The 19,807-nt window shown below is 39.3% G+C and carries 18 protein-coding genes; 9 read left to right on the forward strand and 9 right to left on the reverse strand.

All coding sequences use genetic code 11. From position 1 onward, the window contains the following. Positions 1 to 11 precede the first annotated feature (11 nt). The 3 genes from accD to WG905_RS15585 all read right to left on the reverse strand — a co-directional run bounded on the left by accD (position 12) and on the right by WG905_RS15585 (position 3,105). Positions 12 to 857 (reverse strand): acetyl-CoA carboxylase, carboxyltransferase subunit beta, encoded by an 846-nt coding sequence (accD, locus tag WG905_RS15575; protein WP_339592666.1) that lies wholly within the window; start codon positions 855 to 857, stop codon positions 12 to 14. Between the two features lie 153 nt (positions 858 to 1,010). Beyond that, positions 1,011 to 1,574 carry an NADPH-dependent FMN reductase gene (locus WG905_RS15580; RefSeq protein ID WP_339592667.1) on the reverse strand — a complete coding sequence of 188 codons (564 nt, stop codon included), beginning with the start codon at positions 1,572 to 1,574 and terminating at the stop codon, positions 1,011 to 1,013. Between the two features lie 73 nt (positions 1,575 to 1,647). After that, positions 1,648 to 3,105 carry a trypsin-like peptidase domain-containing protein gene (locus tag WG905_RS15585; protein WP_339592668.1) on the reverse strand — a complete coding sequence of 486 codons (1,458 nt, stop codon included), beginning with the start codon at positions 3,103 to 3,105 and terminating at the stop codon, positions 1,648 to 1,650. 739 nt (positions 3,106 to 3,844) lie between these two features. Here WG905_RS15585 and WG905_RS15590 point away from each other — a divergent pair. The 7 genes from WG905_RS15590 to WG905_RS15620 all read left to right on the forward strand — a co-directional run bounded on the left by WG905_RS15590 (position 3,845) and on the right by WG905_RS15620 (position 8,276). Further along, positions 3,845 to 4,306 (forward strand): hypothetical protein, encoded by a 462-nt coding sequence (locus WG905_RS15590; RefSeq protein WP_339592669.1) that lies wholly within the window; start codon positions 3,845 to 3,847, stop codon positions 4,304 to 4,306. Positions 4,307 to 4,413: 107 nt separating this feature from the next. After that, positions 4,414 to 4,647: a hypothetical protein gene (locus tag WG905_RS15595; RefSeq protein ID WP_339592670.1), complete on the forward strand. Its 234-nt coding sequence runs from the start codon at positions 4,414 to 4,416 to the stop codon at positions 4,645 to 4,647. Between the two features lie 2 nt (positions 4,648 to 4,649). Then, the gene (locus WG905_RS15600; protein ID WP_339592671.1) at positions 4,650 to 4,943 is read left to right on the forward strand and encodes a type II toxin-antitoxin system RelE/ParE family toxin; all 294 of its coding nucleotides are present in this window, start codon (positions 4,650 to 4,652) and stop codon (positions 4,941 to 4,943) included. Positions 4,944 to 5,089: 146 nt separating this feature from the next. Then, entirely contained in the window at positions 5,090 to 5,689 is a 600-nt protein-coding gene (locus tag WG905_RS15605) for an imm11 family protein (protein ID WP_339592672.1), read from the forward strand. A gap of 169 nt (positions 5,690 to 5,858) precedes the next feature. Next, positions 5,859 to 6,938 (forward strand): class II fructose-bisphosphate aldolase, encoded by a 1,080-nt coding sequence (gene fbaA, locus WG905_RS15610; protein ID WP_339592673.1) that lies wholly within the window; start codon positions 5,859 to 5,861, stop codon positions 6,936 to 6,938. A gap of 44 nt (positions 6,939 to 6,982) precedes the next feature. After that, entirely contained in the window at positions 6,983 to 7,417 is a 435-nt protein-coding gene (locus tag WG905_RS15615; protein ID WP_339592674.1) for a GNAT family N-acetyltransferase, read from the forward strand. A gap of 253 nt (positions 7,418 to 7,670) precedes the next feature. Beyond that, a complete protein-coding gene (locus WG905_RS15620) occupies positions 7,671 to 8,276 on the forward strand; it encodes a dihydrofolate reductase family protein (protein WP_339592675.1) in 606 nt (201 codons plus the stop codon). On the opposite strand, the gene WG905_RS15625 is transcribed toward WG905_RS15620, so the two are convergent. From WG905_RS15625 to WG905_RS15640, 4 genes are all read right to left on the reverse strand, one after another. After that, positions 8,273 to 9,133, reverse strand: coding sequence for a hydroxymethylglutaryl-CoA lyase (locus tag WG905_RS15625; protein ID WP_339592676.1), 861 nt, complete (start codon positions 9,131 to 9,133; stop codon positions 8,273 to 8,275). The genes WG905_RS15620 and WG905_RS15625 overlap by 4 nt on opposite strands. Positions 9,134 to 9,472: 339 nt before the next feature. Then, complete coding sequence (gene secDF / locus WG905_RS15630) at positions 9,473 to 12,445, reverse strand: protein translocase subunit SecDF (protein WP_339592677.1); 2,973 nt, start codon at positions 12,443 to 12,445, stop codon at positions 9,473 to 9,475. A 112-nt stretch (positions 12,446 to 12,557) separates the two neighbouring features. Beyond that, complete coding sequence (locus WG905_RS15635; RefSeq protein ID WP_339592678.1) at positions 12,558 to 13,043, reverse strand: dihydrofolate reductase; 486 nt, start codon at positions 13,041 to 13,043, stop codon at positions 12,558 to 12,560. Beyond that, positions 13,040 to 13,834: a thymidylate synthase gene (locus WG905_RS15640; RefSeq protein ID WP_339592679.1), complete on the reverse strand. Its 795-nt coding sequence runs from the start codon at positions 13,832 to 13,834 to the stop codon at positions 13,040 to 13,042. The genes WG905_RS15635 and WG905_RS15640 overlap by 4 nt, the downstream gene beginning before the upstream one ends. Before the next feature lie 223 nt (positions 13,835 to 14,057). On the opposite strand from WG905_RS15640, the gene ispE reads away from it, so the two are divergent. Next, positions 14,058 to 14,861: a 4-(cytidine 5'-diphospho)-2-C-methyl-D-erythritol kinase gene (ispE, locus tag WG905_RS15645; RefSeq protein WP_339592680.1), complete on the forward strand. Its 804-nt coding sequence runs from the start codon at positions 14,058 to 14,060 to the stop codon at positions 14,859 to 14,861. A gap of 7 nt (positions 14,862 to 14,868) precedes the next feature. Next, positions 14,869 to 15,312, forward strand: a complete 444-nt coding sequence (locus WG905_RS15650; protein WP_339592681.1) for an OsmC family protein — start codon at positions 14,869 to 14,871, stop codon at positions 15,310 to 15,312. Here WG905_RS15650 and WG905_RS15655 read toward each other — a convergent pair. Both WG905_RS15655 and WG905_RS15660 read right to left on the reverse strand, forming a co-directional pair. Next, positions 15,305 to 15,583: a LapA family protein gene (locus WG905_RS15655; RefSeq protein ID WP_339592682.1), complete on the reverse strand. Its 279-nt coding sequence runs from the start codon at positions 15,581 to 15,583 to the stop codon at positions 15,305 to 15,307. The genes WG905_RS15650 and WG905_RS15655 overlap by 8 nt on opposite strands. A gap of 2 nt (positions 15,584 to 15,585) precedes the next feature. After that, positions 15,586 to 18,396 (reverse strand): TolB-like translocation protein, encoded by a 2,811-nt coding sequence (locus tag WG905_RS15660; protein ID WP_339592683.1) that lies wholly within the window; start codon positions 18,394 to 18,396, stop codon positions 15,586 to 15,588. Positions 18,397 to 19,807 lie beyond the last annotated feature (1,411 nt).

Genomic DNA, 19,807 nt, shown 5'->3' on the forward strand with positions numbered 1-19,807 from the left:
TTCGTTATCAGTTAGTTTTTCATCATCTTAAGGAAAACAGCCAATTTAGCTTTCATCGCCCTGCGGTCTACAATAAAATCTAAAAAACCATGTTCTAATACAAACTCTGAAGTTTGGAAGCCCTTTGGTAAGTCTTTTTTAATGGTTTCCTTAATTACCCTGGGACCGGCGAAACCGATCAATGCAGCAGGTTCAGCAATGTTTATATCACCCAGCATGGCGTAAGAAGCCGTGACACCACCAGTAGTCGGATCGGTAAGCAGGGAGATATAAGGCACTTTAGCTTTACTTAATAAAGCCAGTTTTGCCGATGTTTTAGCCATTTGCATTAATGAAAAAGCCGCTTCCATCATTCTGGCACCGCCAGATTTCGATATCATAAGGAAAGGGATATTGTGTTCAATACTATAATCAATTGATCTGGCAATCTTTTCACCTACTACTGAGCCCATAGAGCCGCCAATAAAATTGAAGTCCATACATGCGATAACGATGTCCTCACCCTCTATCTTACCATGCGCAGCCCGAATGGCATCATTTAAGCCGGTCTTCTTCATGCTGTCAACCAGTCTTTCAGAATAAGGTTTGCTATCTGTAAACTGTAGCGGGTCGGTAGATCTTAAACCTGCAAAGAGTTCTGTAAACTGGTTATTATCAAATAACACCTGAAAATATTCTTTTGAGCCTACCCTTAAATGATAATCACAATAATGACAGACATATTTATTTTCGGTCAAATCCGCGCTGTGTAAAGCCTTTTTGCAGTTGGGACATTTGTTCCACAAGCCGTCAGGTGCTTCTTTTTTTTCTTCAGTACGCGTACTTATACCTTTTTTTTCTCTCTTAAACCAAGCCATGTTATTAGTTGAAAATGCGAGTACAAAGAAACAAAAAAAAATCTGAAGAGTGGGTGCTAGTTTTATGTTTAAGATTTTTGCTGGAAATCAGATATGTGTTGACTTTTACCGTTCTTTATGGGAAGCTATCAAAGTGGCAGGCAGAAAGACACGTTAAGCTAATTTCATTGCATGTGTCTCGACCCATTTTTCAAAGGCTGCCATAAAGCTTGTTAGAAATTCTTTGGTAGAGTCGTTTTTGAGGTTTCCGTTATCATCAAATAATGCGGAAGCGCCGCCAATGTAGGCTTCAGGCTGGGCCATGGCAGGGACATTCACAAAAACAAGCGACTGGCGCAAGTGGTGATTAGCGCCAAAACCACAGATGTTTCCAATAGAAACACTGACCACAGCTGCTGGTTTTCCATCCCATGAATTTTGTCCATAAGGACGGGAGCCAACATCAATCGCATTTTTTAAAACACCCGGTACCGAGCGGTTATATTCAGGCGTTAGGAAAAGAAGTCCGTCAGCTGCAATGATTTGCTCCCTAAACACTTTCCATTCATTTGGTGGAGTCGCTTCGAGGTCTTCGTTGAACATGGGTAGTTCCGCAATGCTTAATAGTTCTAGAGATAATGATTCAGGTGCTAATGCTTTTAACGCTTTTGCTGTTTTAAGGTTGTAAGATTCTTTTCTAAGACTTCCTACGATCACTGCAATTTTATAATTTGCCATAATTTTGGATGTTGTTTACTTTATAACAATTAGTTAATCTTTTAGTTTCAGTTAGTGGGCCTTGACTAATACTTTACGCCCCAAGTGAAAAATCAAACGCTATTCGTGAACCATCAGGCGCTATCCCAATAATCTGTACTCTTGAATTTTGTGCGGCAACAAGCGCTCTATCTATATCTTCAGGGCTAGATACACCTCTGCCGTTTATATAAGCAATGATCGTTCCTGGCGGGATTCCTAACTGATGAAAGAAACCCCCAATGCGGACCTGTGTGACAACAACCCCTGCTTTTAGGTTATAACGTTCCTTCAGTTCAGGTGTAAGGGGAGCGAAAACAGCACCAAGCCGGTTGTAGATTTCCTCAAGCGCTTCCGGATCTGAAGCTAATAATTTCTTTGGCTCCTCAGCCTTCAAAGTAGCCGATGTGCTGTTAGACTTTCCATTTCGTAAAAATTTCAACTCCACTTTATCGCCGGGGCGATGCCTTGCAATCCTTTCCGAAAATTCAGCAGACGAAAACAATTCATTTCCATCTATGCTTTGAATGATATCACCTTTCTGCAACCCTGCAGCATCGGCAGCGCTGCCTTTTTGTATGCCAGTGATGAATACGCCTTTTACCGACCCAGGTTTGATGCCTTGTTGTTTCAGGTATTGATCTTCTACAGATGGCGCCGGAAAGGAGACACCAAGCAGACCACGCTTTACCTCACCAAATTGTTTCAGGTCGTCTAGTATCTTCTTCGCAAGGTTAACGGGGATGGCAAATGCGTAACCTGCATAGCTGCCTGTTAAAGAAGCAATTGCAGTATTGATGCCGACGAGCTTGCCATTCATATCTACTAAAGCGCCGCCGCTATTACCGGGATTGATGGCCGCATCGGTTTGAATGAAAGACTCAATAGCGGTGTTGGCCTGTGGTGATCCTGAAGAATTGCTGTTGATGATACCAATACTTCTGCCTTTCGCACTGACGATGCCTGCGGTAACGGTGGTGTTCAGTGAAAATGGATAACCTACAGCAAGCACCCATTCGCCGACCTCTATATTGTCAGAATTCCCTAACTCCACTACAGGTAAATCCTTTTCATCCACTTTTAATAAAGCCAGATCTGTGTTAGGATCACGGCCAACGAGTTTGGCAATAAAAGTACGCCTGTCTGTAAATATCACTTCTATTTGTGTAGCATCTTCTATGACGTGATTATTGGTGGCAATATAACCATCACTGCTAATGACTACTCCAGAACCCGATCCCCCTGAAGGAGCATTTCCACCACCATAAGCTGAAGGAAGGTTGCCCGAGCTTCTGTTTTGGTATAAGGTTTTAATGTGTACCACGCCTGGAGTCACCGCTTTTGCTGCAGGAACAAAATCTAAATTGTTTGCGTTTGAGGGTTGGTTATTTGGGGAACTTGATTGAGGAAAACCTTTTGCTTCGTCATCCGCCGGATTGTTTTTGCAAGAAAATAACAGAACTGTTGTCATTGATAGAAGTATTGCAAACAGGCTTACAGTTGTCTTTTTCATTCGCATATAGTTTGTTTTTTATGCAACAGTTTTAAAATATAGCATCACTTCCATCTTCTTCCTTCTTATCCTTTGAACAACAACTTACTGGTATAAACAGTTCTAAATAAATTACTAATGTAAATCTATCAAAGTGCTCAACCTGATTTAGGGACTTAGCTAATCAGAATAGTGAGCAATTTGAAATGTGTAAATTCACAACTTGGGGATAGAATTGTATCGCATTCCTTTGGTATAAATTGCATAAATTAGGTTACGAATTATCGTATTCAAGAACCAGTTTTAAATGTTGTCGGTTGAATCTCAACCGCGGCCGGGAATTGAACATGCTAAAGTTATATAAAGGTCGAAATTTCAATAACATTTGAAATAAGCAAATCGATATAGGGAAAGATATGAGTAGATACTTAGGACTTTAGAACTGTTTTTATGAAAACTATCGAGAAGGATATTATACTGAAGTTATTAGAGAATAATAAGGTAACTACCATTGAAATAATTAGAGAATATTTAGATTATATCAATAGATTACACTACTCGGTTGAAGAAGTAACTTTACTTTTAGAAGAATTGAAAAAAGAGGGAAAAGTTATGTCTCAAAACCAGTTATGGTATAAGGTGTAGCCCCTCTTCTGGCCTCTAGCATCCGCTAACACTTAACCACAGCAAAGCCACTTGATTAAGCCGGGCTTTGTTATTTATTTTGCATAATCTTTAGGGACTTTGAAATTGAATTGATATGAAAAAAGAAATAGTAATATTATGTTATTTTATTACGGTATTGTTAATTAGTTGCAAAAGCCCTTCGACAAAGGAGGATATGACCAACCTTGATATAGCAAAGCCTGATCCAGTTAAAACAAAGCCGGAAAGTATTTCATTGATTAGCTTAATAGCAGCCTCTGAAAAATATGATCAGAAACTTATCCGAGTTAAAGGATACTTGAACTTAATGTTTGAAGGAAATGCTATTTACCTGTCTAAAGAAGATTGTGATCTTGGAATAGATAAAAACGGACTATGGATTGACGTTGAGACTATAAAAGTTGATTCTAAAAAATATAACCGTAGCAATAAACAATATGTGATCTTAGAAGGTATATTTCAAAGTGATAATAAAGGGCATCAAAATGGCTATAGCGGTTCAATAACTAAAATAATAAAGATTGAACCTTTGAATAACCGGTTGGACCTTTTATAGTGCAAGGTAAAGGTGATGGATACTGAGACGACCAGCTAGAAGAGGCAGGATAAAATCCCGTTTTAAAGACCCAATTTTAAATGTTATCTTTATCTAACAATCATTGTATGGATATTAAAATAAAAAATAAAATTGTTGAGAAAATTATCCAAAGTGATGATGAAGTCTTGCTAAATGAAATAAAATCATTAGTAGGCTTATCAGAAGGTGACTTTTGGGACGAACTCCCGGATGATGTAAAACAATCGGTTGATAAAGCAAAAGGTGAACTCGACCGTGGACAAGGTATTGACCACGCGAAAGTTATAGAAGAAGTGAAACGCCGCTTTCTGAACAAATAATAATGGAATATGCCATTATTTGGTCTCCAACTGCTCAACTTACTTATTTCGAGATTTTAAATTACCTCGTCGAGAACTGGACTGAAAAAGAATTAATAGCCTTCGTTAACCGTACAGAGATAGCAATCCATCATATCGCTACGAATCCTTTACTTTTTCCTTATTCGAAGGAGAGTGATACACACAAATGTGTAATAGTTAAACAAGTAAGCTTAATTTATAGAATCAATTCAACAGCCATAGAACTTTTGGTGTTTTGGGACAACCGTCAGGATCCAAATAAATCAGTAGTTTGACTTAATTCTCTATCCTTTTACAGCAGAGTCCAAACTAGAACTATGACAAATGTCAAACATAGCTGGAAGTATTGTTTAGAGTTAAATGCAGGATGAAATACGACTATGTCATATAGGCAGACATATTAAGAAAATCAGGTGATAAAATGAACAGTTATTATTTATTGAGTTGGAAACATAAAAAAGAGTTGGCAAGTGCGTTTTATGCAATAAAAAATCAAGTTGCCCACGAATTAATGCCGGAGCTTGATGGCAAAAATTCATTGCCATTTAATTTTCAACTAGGAAGAGTTAGAGAAAAAAAAGACGGATTGACTATGGATGGTGATTTAACAGACTTGAAAGAAACCTGGCTGGATTATCAGCCTAACAGCCTTGCTTGGCCGTTAATTTCGGAGAGGTTAAAATACCTAATTGAAATTAACCTAACAGGAAATGAGCAAGTAGGTTGGATTAATTGCAAGGTAGAAAGTGAAAAAGAAGAAAAACCATATTTTGTACTTCGATTCAATAAAATGTTAGACGTCTTGGATATGAAGAAAACAATGTTCGTTCCAGGAACAGACCATATCATAAAACCTGTTTTCGCTGTTTCTAAAATTAGTGCATATAGTATTTTTTCTATGCCATCATCCCACAATTTATGGAAAATTACTTCGGGGCTTTATATTAGTGAAACATTAAAAAAGGCAATACAGAAACAAAAATTAACTGGATTAGATTTCCAAAAGGTTTCAGTGGCATAAAGTTGCGAAAATTCCACAAATCTCCCCCCAATTCAACCATAACTAAGTGTAAAATATACACCACTGTGTATTTTGAACTTATTTCTCTGGGAAATAAGAAAATAATCTCTTCTTACATTTGGCTAAATCTTTATTTTTCCTAACTTCGGCATATACTAATATTTGAAAAATGAGTTTAAAAGGCTATAAAGGCGTAATTTACGGAGATGCCGTTCAGGAACTGTTTGAACAGGCTAAAAAGCATCAATTTGCACTACCTGCTGTCAATGTTACAGGTACCAATACCATCAATGCGGTAATGGAAACTGCTAAAGCAGTAAATTCACCGGTAATCATACAACTATCTAATGGTGGTGCACAGTTCTATGCTGGTAAAACCTTAAATAACGACAACTTGCAAGCATGTGTTTTAGGTGCAGTATCTGCCGCTAAACACGTTCACTTATTAGCTGAGCACTATGGTGTGGCTGTGATTTTACATACTGACCATGCAGCTAAGAAATTACTTCCATGGATCGATGGATTGTTGGATCATGGTGAGAAATTCTTTGCTGAAACTGGTAAGCCTTTGTTTTCTTCCCATATGTTAGATCTTTCTGAAGAGTCGATTGAAGAAAACATGGAAATTTCTGCTAAATATTTAGCCCGTATGGCTAAAATGGGAATGACCATTGAAATTGAATTAGGTGTTACAGGTGGTGAGGAAGATGGTGTTGATAACAGCGATGTTGACAGCTCTAAGCTTTACACACAACCTTCTGAAGTTGCTTATGCTTACGAAGAATTAAGTAAGATAAGTGATAAATTCACCGTTGCGGCGGCTTTCGGTAACGTTCATGGAGTGTACAAACCAGGTAACGTTAAGTTACAGCCTGTTATTTTGAAAAACTCTCAGGAGTTCTTGAAAGAGAAATATAATATCGCTGTTGAAAAACCTATTAACTTTGTATTCCACGGTGGTTCTGGTTCATCGCAGGAAGAAATCAGGGAAGCTATTTCTTATGGTGCCATCAAAATGAATATCGATACAGATATGCAATGGGCATTCTGGGAAGGTATCCATGATTACTATGTAGCAAACGAAGCTTATTTACAAGCTCAGATCGGTAACCCGGATGGTGAAGATAAGCCTAACAAAAAGTACTATGATCCACGTGTTTGGTTGCGTAAAGGAGAAGAAGCTTTTGTTAAACGTTTAACACAGGCATTCGAAGACTTGAACTGCAGAAACGCCAGCGACAAATTATAAGATAAAATCATGAGCGCCACAAGTCTAGCTTGTGGCGTTTTTTTATGCAAGAAATAATGGATGCTTTAGAAGTTAAAAAAGTAAGTAATGCAGATGAACTGGCAAAAGTATTTGCCATCCGTAAAATTGTTTTTGTTGAAGAACAACATTGCCCACCTGAGCTTGAATGGGAAAATGAAGAGGTTTCCATTCATTTCCTTGCGTTGCTCAACAATGTACCTTGTGGTGCCTGCCGCTGGCGCAAAACTGAAGCCGGGTATAAATTAGAGCGATTTGCCGTATTAAGAGAATACAGGGGCAAGGGTATAGGCCGTGCATTGGTAGCCACTGTTTTAGAAGACCTGCCACAAGATGCCGATTATATTTACCTGAACGCCCAGCTAGACGCCATGCCATTATATGGTAAGTTTGGTTTCAAAGCTGAAGGTCCGCAATTTGAAGAAGCCGGGATCCAGCACTTTAAAATGGTTAAAAGTTAAATATCGTCAAACGGAGAATTAATCGTTATACCGGACTCCGGTCATCCCGACGAACCAAGGGCCAATAGAGGGTTTTTTAAAACAAAAACTTAAAAACTTTCCATTTATCATATTGTTTTACTGTTTCATTTAGAATGACCACCGATAAGATTTGTCATGCTTATAGCAAGAGACCGCGGTAATACACACTGTGTTAAACAGATTTGTAGGTAACAAAATCAATTTTGAAGAATCAATTATAAGACGAATTAACATGAGAAAAATTATCGTTTTATCAATGATTTCATTAGATGGAGTCATGCAGGCACCTGGAGGCCCTGAGGAAGATCCATCAGACGGTTTCAAATATGGCGGTTGGGTTGCCCCTTATGGTGATGAGGTTTCTGGGAAGGTGATGCAAAAACTGATGAAACCTGCAGACCTTCTTTTGGGCAGAAAAACATTCGATATTTGGGCGGGCTACTGGCCACAGCATGAAAAAGGATGGCCAGGTATCAATGATGTCACAAAGTATGTATTGTCCAGGACAATGAAAAAGTCAGATTGGAAAAACTCAGTTTTTTTTGATAGCCTGGCAGATATTGAAAAGCTCAAAGATTCTGAAGGTACTGACATTCAGGTTTGGGGCAGTAGTGAAGTTATTCAATTGCTATTGAAAAATGACTTGGTGGACGAACTCTGGCTCATGATTCACCCATTAATTCTTGGTTCAGGGAAAAAGTTGTTTAACAATGGGCCGATTCCGGCAGCATTTACATTGTTAGAATCTACGGTTACGTCAAGTGGAGTGATTATCGCCAATTACAAGCGAGCTGGAGCAGTCAAGACAGGTTCAGTTGAGTTTAAGGAGAGATTTTAAAACCCCTTAAACACCTTATCGGCTACCAACATTGCTTCCTGCCATTTTTCCATATTCAATCCTAGGTCGATATCCTGTTCCTCAAAATAGCTGATCAAATCTTCCGTCGCTAGGTTGCCTGTCAGCTCATCACTTGCCATCGGACAACCGCCATAACCTTTTAAGGCACTGTCGAAACGCAGACAGCCACTTTCGAAGGCGGCTTCAATTTTCTCTCTCCGCGTGGCTGGTGTACTGTGCAGGTGTACCCCAATTTCTACTTCCGGAAAACGGCTGATCATCCCCGGTATAATTTCTTTGATCTTTTCTGGTGTCGATACGCCGGTGGTATCTGCGAAAGACAATATTTTCACGCCTTTGCTAATCAGCTGTTCTGCGTGTTCTGCTACAATTTCCATATTCCAGGGATCGCCGTAAGGATTTCCAAAACCCATGGATAAATAAACAACGGCTGTTTTGTCGCTGTGATCACAACGTTCCAGTAATTTATCAATGGTAGCTAACGATTCAGCAATGGAAGAATTGGTGTTGCGCTGTTGGAAGGTCTCTGAGATCGAAAAAGGAAAACCGAGGTAACTGATCTCCGGATATTGTATAGCTTCTTCTACACCTCTTAAATTGGCTACAATCGCAAGCAATTTAGTGTCACCGTCTAAATTAAGCAAAGAAAGAACTTCTTTGGTGTCTTTAAGCTGTGGGATGGCTTTAGGCGAGACAAAACTTCCAAAGTCTATGGTGTCAAAACCCACTTGCAGCAACAAGTTAATGTAGGCTGCTTTCAGGGGTGTATCAATAAATTCATGCAGACCTTGCATGGCATCTCTGGGGCATTCAACAAGTTTAATTTTTCTTTCCATCTTTTATGATTGCAAATCACTTTAATAATCGCATTGAAGATAATTATATTATCATCGCCTTTTAGCTAATTTTAGATGCTATCAATAGGCGATCTCATTTTCACAAATTTCATCAAGCTAGATTGGAACCATATTGGATCAAAGATGAACCTACGTTGTATCTACGTTTTTATGGAAAAAGGTAGATACAACGTACATCCATGGTAGATCCACCGTAGATCCAACATCCGGCAACTCCAACTTTACTATTCCAGATCTTCTTAAAGAAATTACCGCTCAGGACAGGACAAAAAAAAGCCGGTCATTTTTCAATGACCGGCCCTTCTTAAATAATGTATGTTAAACGAGTTCTTTTGTTGTTTTGTCTTTAGTTAAATCTACAACGATAGGGGTAGAGATACATAATGACGAATAAGTACCGATCACACGACCAATTAACAAGGCAAAGATAAATCCTCTGATGCTGTCTCCACCAAAGATGAAGATCACCAATAACACGAAGAATACCGTTAATGAAGTCAAGATCGTACGACTTAATGTACTGTTCAGCGCGAAGTTGATCAGTTTGTTACGTTCTGTTTTATGCATATCGTCTTCATGTGCTCCCGCTAGTTTCTCACGGATACGGTCAAACACAACCACTGTCTCCGTCATGGTATAAGACATTACCGTTAAGATAGCGGCAATAAAGTCTTGTCCGATTTCCAAAGAGAAAGGAAGTACACCATCTAAGATGGTATAGAAAGATAATACCAGCAATACATCATGGAACAAGGCGATAACCGCTCCTAAACCATAATTCAGTTTCTTAAACCTTACAATGATATAAATAAACATCAGTAAACAAGAGAATAAGATCGCGTAGTAAGCACTGTAAACCAGGTCGCTCGCTATAATTGGCCCAACTTTCTGGTTACTTTCAATCGTGTATTTTACATTGGTTGTGGCTAAACCAGCTTTCAATGCATCTTCTACTTGTTTATCAGCTTGAGTAGTCTGGTCAGTAATGTGGTAAGTAGTGGTGATTTTTAGTTCTGTATCATCACCTGCAGTTTTAACTTCTGGTGTTTCATCACCAAAAAACGATGTTAATTTTTCTTTTACATCTTCAGTCTGCATTGGTTTGTCGAAGTGAACGATGTAAGTTCTTCCACCTTTAAAATCAATACCAAGTTTCAATCCGTCATTCTTCACATAGAAAACAGCTCCTAAAACAATGATAACGGTAGAGATGATGTAGTACACTTTTCTATGGCCTACAAAGTCAAATGCAATGTCTCTGAAGGCATGGAGGGTATACTTGTTGCCAAAAGTAATGTCGCTGTTTTTCTCTAACAACCATTCAAACACCAGGCGTGAGATCAATACCGCACAGAATAGTGAAGAAAGGATACCAATACATAAGGTAGTTGCGAAACCTTGAACCGGACCGCTACCAAAAATGTAAAGGATGATACCTAAGATCAAAATCGTTACGTTCGAGTCAATAATAGATGGCATTGCATGTTTGAAGCCTTCTCTAATAGAAACGGCAGTACTTTTGCCATGTAAGAGTTCTTCTCTCACCCTTTCAAAAATTAGGATGTTGGCATCGACCGATAAACCGATTACTAAAATGATACCTGCAATACCTGGCAAGGTTAATACCGCGCCCAGGGATACAAGGATACCCATAATGAAGAAAAGGTTAATCACTAAAGCGAAGTTTGCAACCCATCCTGCTTTGTTGTAATACAAGGCCATAAATACCAGGATCACAATAAAGGCAAGTACGAATGAGATTAAACCATTGTCGATAGCAGCCTGGCCTAAAGATGGTCCTACTACAAACTCACCAACAATTTTTGCCGGAGCTGGTAATTTACCTGCTTTTAAGATATTAGCTAAATCTTGTGTATCGTTAACTGTAAAGCTACCCGTGATGGAAGAGATACCGTTAGGAATTTCGTTTTGAACAGTAGGGGCAGAGTATACGTTATTGTCTAATACAATAGCGATTGCTTTTTTGTTATTTGGATCTGATGCCGCTTCTGCAGTTACCTTTTTCCATTTAGCAGCGCCTTCACCTGTCATATACATGGTTACTTCCGGCTGACCATCCTGACTGTAATCAGCACGGGCATCACTGATGGCTTCACCACCTAAATCTGGTTTTCCGTCTGGGGAAGTTACTTTGATGGCATATAATTCAAAAACCTTAGCACCTTCAATCGGCTTAACACTCCACATGAATTTGAATGTTGGAGGGATAATGTTGGCAATTTCTGGTCTTGCAAAGTATTCGTTTACTTTAGCTGTATCTTTTTGGGCAACCCAACCAACAACTGGTCCGGGACGTAATGCCGGTTGTCCGTTTTGTCCTTGGTAAGTTGGTATGTTTAAAACTGAAAATAATGGGTTTGATAACGCCTGATTCTTTTGTTGTAAATCAAGGGAGTCTTTACCAGCAGGCTTTTTAGCCAGTCCGGCTAATTTACTTTCTGCCTGAGTGGTATCTGCTGTTGCTTTTGAAGTGTCAGTACCAGCTGGGGCTTGATTGTCCTTTAAACTAGCAGCAAGGGTGTTGTTGATGTTCTCCATCACAGAATAAACTTCTTCATTCTGGTATACTTGCCAGAATTGCAATTCTGCTGATCCTTGTAAAAGTTTATGTACCCTTTCTTTATCTTGCACACCCGGCATTTCAATTAAGATACGGTTGGTACCTTCTTGTTTTTGCATGTTTGGACTAACCACACCAAATCCGTCGATACGGCTTCTGATAATGGTGAACGAACGATCAATTGCGCTGGTCGCCTGTGCTGATAAATATTTTTTTACTTCTGAATTGCTTGCATTAACTTTTAGGTCTTTGGCATTATCCTGATTAGCGAAGTATTCGGCTAACTGACCATTCGGACTCAGTTTTTCAAATTCTTCTACAAATAAACCGACATAATCTTTACCACCGGCATTTAACCTTGTCTGTGCATTGGAAATAGCCTGGTTAAAGTTTTCATCATCCGGATTGTTTGCTAAAGATTTAACAAGTTCACCTAACGAGATTTCCATCGTTACGTTCATGCCACCTTTAAGGTCTAATCCAAGATTGATTTCTTTCGATTTGGCGAATTCATAATTGAAGCCGAAGATCGGATATACCGGTTCTGATGCCATCGAATCCAAATAAGCCTCCTCTTTTAAAGGATCTCCTTTGGCATACGCTTTAGCGTTTTTTTCTACGTTCCATGTAACCAGGTTAAACGAGAGAGAATACGCACAGACAATACCTAATAGTATTGCCAGAAATTTAATAAAACCTTTACCTTGCATTTGTTCGTAATTATTTGTCTTTTATGCTAATATTTTTTTTAACAAGTCGGCAAATCTAATTAATTTTTTAATTAATAGACTCCCTTATGAATATTTTATCACTTATGATACACTATTTGCTTTCGAGTGTTGAAAATGTATATGCTATTGCATTTTTTTCATCCGGTTCATGGCTTTCTATATTTGATTCTTGCCATTTAGTGAGGTCAATGTCAGGGAAAAAGGTGTCTGCCGCGTAATTTTGGTGAACCCTGGTAAGGTATATTTTATCGGTCAGGTTTAAAGATTGATTGAAAATCTCTGCACCTCCAATAATAAACACTTCATTTTCTTCCTCACAGCTGCTTAATGCTTCCTGTAAACTGTGCATCACTTCTACGCCCGGTAGGGCGAGTTCCGTGTTGCGGGTAATGACTATATTCCGGCGTTTTGGCAGGGCCTCGCCAATGGATTCGTAAGTTTTGCGTCCCATAATGATGGTATGACCCGACGTAATTTCTTTGAAGTGCTTGAGGTCGGCAGGCAGGTGCCATAACAACTGATTGTTTTTGCCGATGGCGTTGTTTTCGCTGATAGCGACAACCATAGATACGATCATACAGCTACTTCTCCTTTGATATGTGGATGCGCATCATAATTTACAAGGGTGAAGTCATCAATCTTGAAATCAAAAATGTTTTTTACTTCCGGGTTGATCTTCATTTCTGGTAATTTCTTTGTTTCACGGCTTAACTGCAGTTTGGCCTGCTCCATATGGTTACTGTAAAGATGTGCATCGCCCAGGGTGTGAATAAAATCGCCGTAACCTAAACCACAAACCTGTGCCACCATCATCGTAAGCAGTGCGTAGGACGCAATGTTAAAAGGAACACCTAGAAAAATATCGGCACTTCGCTGATATAGCTGACAGCTTAATTTGCCATCGGCTACATAAAATTGAAAGAAGGCGTGGCATGGAGGTAAGGCCATGTGATCTATCTCGGCCACATTCCATGCGGAAACAATAATTCTCCTGGAATCAGGGTTGTTTTTGATGGTGTCTATAGCCTTAGCAATCTGATCGATGTGTCCGCCATCGGGTGTAGGCCATGAGCGCCATTGTGATCCGTAAACCGGCCCAAGGTCACCGTTTTCATCTGCCCATTCATCCCATATCTTAACTTTATTGTCTTTTAAATATTTGATATTGGTATCGCCACTTAAAAACCAGATCAATTCGTGGATGATGGATTTTAAATGAAGTTTTTTGGTCGTAACAAGGGGAAATCCTTCCTGCAGGTTGAACCTCATCTGGTGCCCGAAAATGCTGACCGTGCCCGTTCCGGTGCGATCATGTTTCTGCGCACCCTCGTCGAGAACAAGCTGCATTAAATCTAAATATTGTTTCATTTTATTCTTTCGCTCTTTTCAGGAGCTTTTATTTTTTGCTGTAAAGAGTGATTCTTTGATAGGATCACAAAAATATTATAAAATTAGAATTAACAGCACAAACGGCATAATAATATTATTATGCAAAGTTCTTATCAAAATCTAGCTGCTGTTATTTTGTTATCGGTGTAGCTCTCACAGCTTTTTGTAAGTTTGTGCAATCATCTAACAAAACAATCGTATCATGCTCGCATTCGCTAATGCTAAAATAAATATCGGATTAAACGTAACAGAAAAACGTGCGGATGGATATCACAATATAGAAACGATCTTTTACCCGATAAAATTATATGATGTGATTGAAATAACGGATGCAGCACATACGCATTGTATCTTGAAAGGATTGCCTGTTCCTGGAAATCCGCAGGATAATTTATGCCTGAAAGCTTTAGCCCTCCTTAGCCGGGATTTTGATCTTCCTTCTCAGCAAATTACGCTGCTGAAAAATATTCCAATAGGTGCTGGCCTGGGTGGTGGCTCTTCTGATGCAGCCTCCCTACTGAAATTGGTTAACGAAAAGTTTAAACTGAAGCTTTCTAACGTTCAATTGAAGAAATATGCATCTCAATTAGGCGCCGATTGTGCCTTTTTTATTGATAATAAACCCATGTTTGCAACAGGCATCGGCGATCAGTTAGAGCCTGTTGAGCTTGATCTTTCTTCCTACAATATTGTGCTGGTAAAGCCTGATATTCATGTGTCTACGGCAAATGCCTATGCAGGTGTTTATCCCGATAAACCTTCCAAGGCTGTAAAAAAAATGTTACCTTTGCCTATCGATACCTGGAAAGGGGTAATTAAGAATGATTTTGAACTTTCTGTCTTTGAAATTCACCCAGAAATAGGGGAAATTAAAGACGAACTTTATCATGAAGGTGCAATATTTGCATTGATGAGTGGAAGTGGATCTACCGTATATGCCGCATTTAAAGGTGAAGTATCTTTACCACAATTGGAACAAAAATATAAAGTAATTTACAACGTTTAGTCAGAATATGGAGATCAATTTAATACGGAAAAACAATAAGTTCAATTTTGAAGCAACAAATAGTATAGGTCAGACTGTTGAATTGGATGCGAAGCCGGAAATAGGTGGAGAAGGAAGTGGGTTCAGACCGATGGAGATGTTATTGGTTGGTTTAGGTGGCTGTAGTGGTATTGATATGGTCAATGTACTTACGAAACAAAAAGAGCCTTTGAACGATATAAAAATTCAAATTAAGGCCAATAGAAGGGTAGATGAAATGCCGCCGATTTTTAATGTAATCAATATTCATTTTGACCTTTATGGCGATTTGAATGCCCAAAAGGTAGAACGGGCGTTGCAACTTACATTTGATAAGTATTGCTCAGTTTCAAATATATTGGAGCGCTCGGCAACAATAAAGTTTAGCTACGCTATCCATGTACCGGAAGTTTGGGAAAAGCAGGTTAGCTAATATAATCCTTATCTTCTTTGCTCAAAGTATTTCTGTGGTCAGTATTATCGGAGCCTTCGTCAAGGCTATCGTAAGTACTGACCACAGTCTTTGGTTTGGCTGCCCAATAGCCTAAAATAAATCCAATCAGGGTAAATACGCCCACCACTATCAGCTTTGAAATATCCTTTTTCACAAAGATAAAGTCAAATTCCACCTCATCGGTATTAATCATTAAGAACACTGTCAAAATAGCGGTGAAAATGATAATGAAAATAGTTTTAGTGCGCATAATTAAAAGCTGTAATTAAAAATTAATTCTAAGATAGGATTTTGATTGTATATTTTATTCACAAACACGACTCTTGCTCCTAAATCTACAATCGGGTCATAACGCAGGACATTCATGTGACTGCGTAGTTCAAATCCGTATGTTTTAGGTTCTCTAAAATTTGTTTCGGTTCCAAAGTTCTCATAATGAGTAAACAAAGTTGCTCTTAAGTTTCTGATGTAAGCAAGGGGGCCAATTTCTGCATCTGGAAAAGCTATCGGAAACCTATAGTTGAATAACAGGGTATTGCTCAGTTTAGTTTTTGCTAAAATATTATTATAGCCGTAAACTTTGTTGATCTCCGTGTTGAACCTCCTGATTCCGCTGGCCCGCTGGTAATTGAAGTTAACCAAAAAAGAGTGGTTTCTCCATATACCGGGAGTGTAAAAGAAATTTTCGATGGAGAACAAATCGCCGGCTAACTGATCATCAAAGGGCTGGTGAAAATACTTGACTCTTACAATTTGCGACCAGCGTGGTGCCACATCACGTTCTGACTGTCTGGTGCCGTGTGAAAAGGTGAAACGGTAATCCATCGGAAAATTTAGCGTGGTGATGAAGTTATTTGGTAAATTTTCTGGCTGGTAGCGTTTTGTTAGACTGGTGCCGATGTTGAAAGAGAAATTATAATAATCATTCAGGGCATTCAGGTTCACCGGGACCATGGCATTTAGCTTGACGTAATTTTCCCGCCAGTCGCCTTGTTTGGTAATTTTGTTCTGGGTGTAAAATGTTCGTTCTGGCCGGTTCTCATAGTTGAGGCTGATAATGGGGTATAAGGCTTTTAAACTGACGCCAGCATTGTACTCAAATCGGTTAAGGTCGCGGTGGTAATTTACACCGGTAAAGAAATCAAATGTGTTCAGCAGATTGTGTGATCTCAATTGAAGTCCGCCGACATAATCGCTTTCAATAACAGGGGTCAGGCTGTGGAAATTAAAAAGGTTACCTAGCTTTTTGTAAGGCTTGGATTCAAAGGTGCTGTCGGGGACTTTGGAAAGGATGTCTGCTGCATTTTCTTGCGCTGCTGTCGCGGCGCCGAAAAACACAAAACTGTCTTCTTTAATTTTTTCAGGTTTAAATTTTGTGCTGGCAATATTGTGTCCTTCCGGACCGTAATCATTGAACAAGATTTGGGTGGAATCTTTCGCGGGGGCAAGGTTAAATGCCCCGTATTTTGCTTCGCTCAGCGCGCTTATCTCTTGCGTAGCGAGGTCCAAGTAGTAAATATTATCAACACCGCTGTAATGGGCGTTAAATGCGATTCCTGAGGATGTGAACTGTGGCCGGTTGAGTTGTTGGGTGGTTTCGGGCAAAACTTTGATCGGAATTGTGTTTTTTCCGGAAATCCAGAGGGCTTTCCCTTTTTCGCTCACACTGACGTAAGTGATGAGTTCTTTGCTGGGGTGAAAGGCGGGGCTTTGCAAGATCAGGTTTTCGGGATTGGGATATCGGTAGGTGATTTTCCCAGTCGCCACTTCCAACTCCACAACGCTCGCTTGATTACTGAGGTCGATCTCGACAGCGATTACTTTTTTTCCGTCTGCCGAGAGCGAAGGTGAAAATAACCTTGTCCTTGGTTGCAGCTTCCTTGTTTTTTTGGTGTGCAGGTCATAAACACAAATCACGCTGAAACTGCGTTGTCCATACCTGGTGTCGTTCCTGATCTCATCCCACACTAAAACGCCATTCGCATAACTGAACCATGGCTCTTCCTGGTAGCCGATGGCAAACCACCGTGTTTCTTTTTTATTGCTGTCGATCGTTACAAAATGAGCGGTCTCCGACTTGCTTTGTTTCAGGGCTAAAATGTTTCCGTCTTCCAGTTGTCTTGGCAGAAAATAGTCGGTCGCATATTTTGCTTTTTTATTCAGCGGCTGGTAATCTTTGGTTTCATTTCCTTGAGCCTGATGTTCCCATTGATTTTTTAATTCTTCCTGCGTTGCCGCGAACCATTGCCTGCCGGTTTTTCCGGTAAGTTTTTTTAGACTCCCGGCGAAGGGGTAGAGTCTGACTGGCCGCTTCCGAATATCAGTCAGCAGACTGTCGAAAATATTTTTACCAAAGTTCTTCCGGATGTTGGAAGTCATCAGGTAGCCGAGTTGGTAGTAGCCGGGTGTGATGTCTTTGTTGGATCCGAAATTTGCCTTGCTGTAAGAAATGTTTTTCCCTTCCAGTAGTTGGGTCCGGTAAGGCATGATCCATGAAGGCTGCCTCCCCCGGCCAACCCTGGTGAGTGAAGTTTCTATTCCCACGGCATCACCCTCAAAAAACCAGAGCGGGATGCTGGCGCCCATCAGGGCAAAATAAATTTCTTCCGGAAAAGGGTGCGCCTTCCCGCCGGTGAGTTTATCGTACTGCGCTGCATGTCTGAGTTCATGAACGGCAAGGTTATTCAGCCAGTCCTGACTGTCGAAATGCTGAGGTGGTGTAGTGAAGAATTCTGACTTCTTTGGTGCCAGCTGGACGAAGCCATTTGCGATGACGCCGCGGTTTTGAAACACGATGGGAAGGGTGGTTTTTCGAAGGCCCAAACTGGCGCCTTCATAAGGGTAAATGTAGCCGAGTGTGTTGGCCATTCTTTGTGCTTCTTTCTCAAGTTCGGTGGGGTAGATCAGCTGAAATCCACGATGGTTTATTTGTCTCCAGTTTACACTAAGGGGGTTTTGTTCACCCCCGAAAATTTGAGCAAATGTCTTATGTGAAACTAAGGTAAAACTAATTATAGATAAATACTTGATAATTAAATTATTGTAAGGTATACGTTTGTTCATATTATCGATATGCTAATTTATTTAGTTTTTTAAGGTGTTGAATTTTGATTTGAAGTGATTGATAATTTTATATAAAAATCTTAATAGATTGGTATTCAATTAATAATGAATAGTATTTTTGGTGGATGTATTTGGTTAATTTCATTATATATAGGTTTTTGGAGCGGGTTTTATTCCTGTTGTAATCATTTTTATTTCTGGCGTAATTAAGTGGAAAAAATACACTTAGTGGATGTTTCTTTTCTTTTTGATTTTCAGTAAAGCTACATAAAAAGAGGAGCGTTTACCTTATTTTATTTAGCGAATTCAAAGGACTAAACTTACCTATTTCATAGGTTTCTTAATCACTATTGCCAGGGTAAATCCCATCGTTCCTGTTGATCAATCACTTGATTTCGACTATAAGATAGGAAATTTTTCGGAAGGAAAGGGGGCTATTTTGCGGGTGATAACTCTCGTTTTTGCATGTTGTTTAGCTAGGTTTTCGGTTGTTGTTTTGCTGCGATTTTAGTCGGTGAGAGGAGTGTTTTGGGCTTTGAAAGAGTGACTGTAACGCTGGCTTTTGATCGGATTTTTAGCGGGATTGATAGTTTATACTTGGTGTTTTTTGCAGTTTGAACGTCGGTGGTTTGTGTTGTTCAGGTTCGGCCGAGTAGGTTATTTTCAATTTTAGTGGCAGGGATTTTTTGTTTTTTGGTATTGGTTTTTGAGTTTTTGGTGTTGGTTTTTTGACTTTTAGTTAGGGCGGTTTTGATTTTCAGACAACAAAGTTGGCTGATTTTGGTGGATATTTAAGGTGTATTTTGTTTAGGTGTTTGTTTTTGTTTAATGAACATAATTCGGGTTTTAGCTGAACGATTTTTAGTTATTGATGTTCGATTTTTGGAACTTGATGCTGGTGATTTTGTTTTTTTTAGTGAGAATTGGTGAACAACCGCCAAAGTTTTTGGCGTATTCTGTTAGTTATTGTTGAACATTAAATGATTAGGCTGGTGACAAATGATTAGATTTTTAACCTTCACTTTTTGGTTTTTTATGGTGCAATGGGTTTTCTTTCTTGACTTTAAGTTGATTAATATCAAAATTTACGTTAATTTTTGGTTGCCGCAAGTGCGATTTGTCAAAGATAAACAGGGGTTGGTGTAGCAGTTTTTGTGAGTTTAATCATCAATTTAGGTCTGTATAGGTGGAGTTTTAAGGCCCGTAAACGACCGATATCCGTGTTGATGGTGTTGATTTTTCTCTTCGTTTATAGCGGTAATTTAGCGGCTATATCAAGCGGTATTTTTGATCTTCGACCCTATATGATGTGATAATACGAGCGGATCCGGGACTAATTTTACCAGACCTTATCAAGGGCATACAGGGCTGTTAAATGCGAAAACAACATAGTTATCTTGTTAATCTGATC

Source organism: Pedobacter immunditicola (genome assembly GCF_037482985.1).
Lineage (GTDB): Bacteria > Bacteroidota > Bacteroidia > Sphingobacteriales > Sphingobacteriaceae > Pedobacter > Pedobacter immunditicola.

Excerpts from the sequence above, each read along its gene's own strand:
- accD (WP_339592666.1), bottom strand. The coding sequence starts at position 857 with ATGGCTTGGTTTAAGAGAGAAAAAAAAGGTATAAGTACGCGTACTGAA.
- WG905_RS15580 (WP_339592667.1), bottom strand. The coding sequence starts at position 1,574 with ATGGCAAATTATAAAATTGCAGTGATCGTAGGAAGTCTTAGAAAAGAA.
- WG905_RS15585 (WP_339592668.1), bottom strand. The coding sequence starts at position 3,105 with ATGAAAAAGACAACTGTAAGCCTGTTTGCAATACTTCTATCAATGACA.
- WG905_RS15590 (WP_339592669.1), top strand. The coding sequence starts at position 3,845 with ATGAAAAAAGAAATAGTAATATTATGTTATTTTATTACGGTATTGTTA.
- WG905_RS15595 (WP_339592670.1), top strand. The coding sequence starts at position 4,414 with ATGGATATTAAAATAAAAAATAAAATTGTTGAGAAAATTATCCAAAGT.
- WG905_RS15600 (WP_339592671.1), top strand. The coding sequence starts at position 4,650 with ATGGAATATGCCATTATTTGGTCTCCAACTGCTCAACTTACTTATTTC.
- WG905_RS15605 (WP_339592672.1), top strand. The coding sequence starts at position 5,090 with ATGAACAGTTATTATTTATTGAGTTGGAAACATAAAAAAGAGTTGGCA.
- fbaA (WP_339592673.1), top strand. The coding sequence starts at position 5,859 with ATGAGTTTAAAAGGCTATAAAGGCGTAATTTACGGAGATGCCGTTCAG.
- WG905_RS15615 (WP_339592674.1), top strand. The coding sequence starts at position 6,983 with ATGCAAGAAATAATGGATGCTTTAGAAGTTAAAAAAGTAAGTAATGCA.
- WG905_RS15620 (WP_339592675.1), top strand. The coding sequence starts at position 7,671 with ATGAGAAAAATTATCGTTTTATCAATGATTTCATTAGATGGAGTCATG.
- WG905_RS15625 (WP_339592676.1), bottom strand. The coding sequence starts at position 9,133 with ATGGAAAGAAAAATTAAACTTGTTGAATGCCCCAGAGATGCCATGCAA.
- secDF (WP_339592677.1), bottom strand. The coding sequence starts at position 12,445 with ATGCAAGGTAAAGGTTTTATTAAATTTCTGGCAATACTATTAGGTATT.
- WG905_RS15635 (WP_339592678.1), bottom strand. The coding sequence starts at position 13,043 with ATGATCGTATCTATGGTTGTCGCTATCAGCGAAAACAACGCCATCGGC.
- WG905_RS15640 (WP_339592679.1), bottom strand. The coding sequence starts at position 13,834 with ATGAAACAATATTTAGATTTAATGCAGCTTGTTCTCGACGAGGGTGCG.
- ispE (WP_339592680.1), top strand. The coding sequence starts at position 14,058 with ATGCTCGCATTCGCTAATGCTAAAATAAATATCGGATTAAACGTAACA.
- WG905_RS15650 (WP_339592681.1), top strand. The coding sequence starts at position 14,869 with ATGGAGATCAATTTAATACGGAAAAACAATAAGTTCAATTTTGAAGCA.
- WG905_RS15655 (WP_339592682.1), bottom strand. The coding sequence starts at position 15,583 with ATGCGCACTAAAACTATTTTCATTATCATTTTCACCGCTATTTTGACA.
- WG905_RS15660 (WP_339592683.1), bottom strand. The coding sequence starts at position 18,396 with ATGAACAAACGTATACCTTACAATAATTTAATTATCAAGTATTTATCT.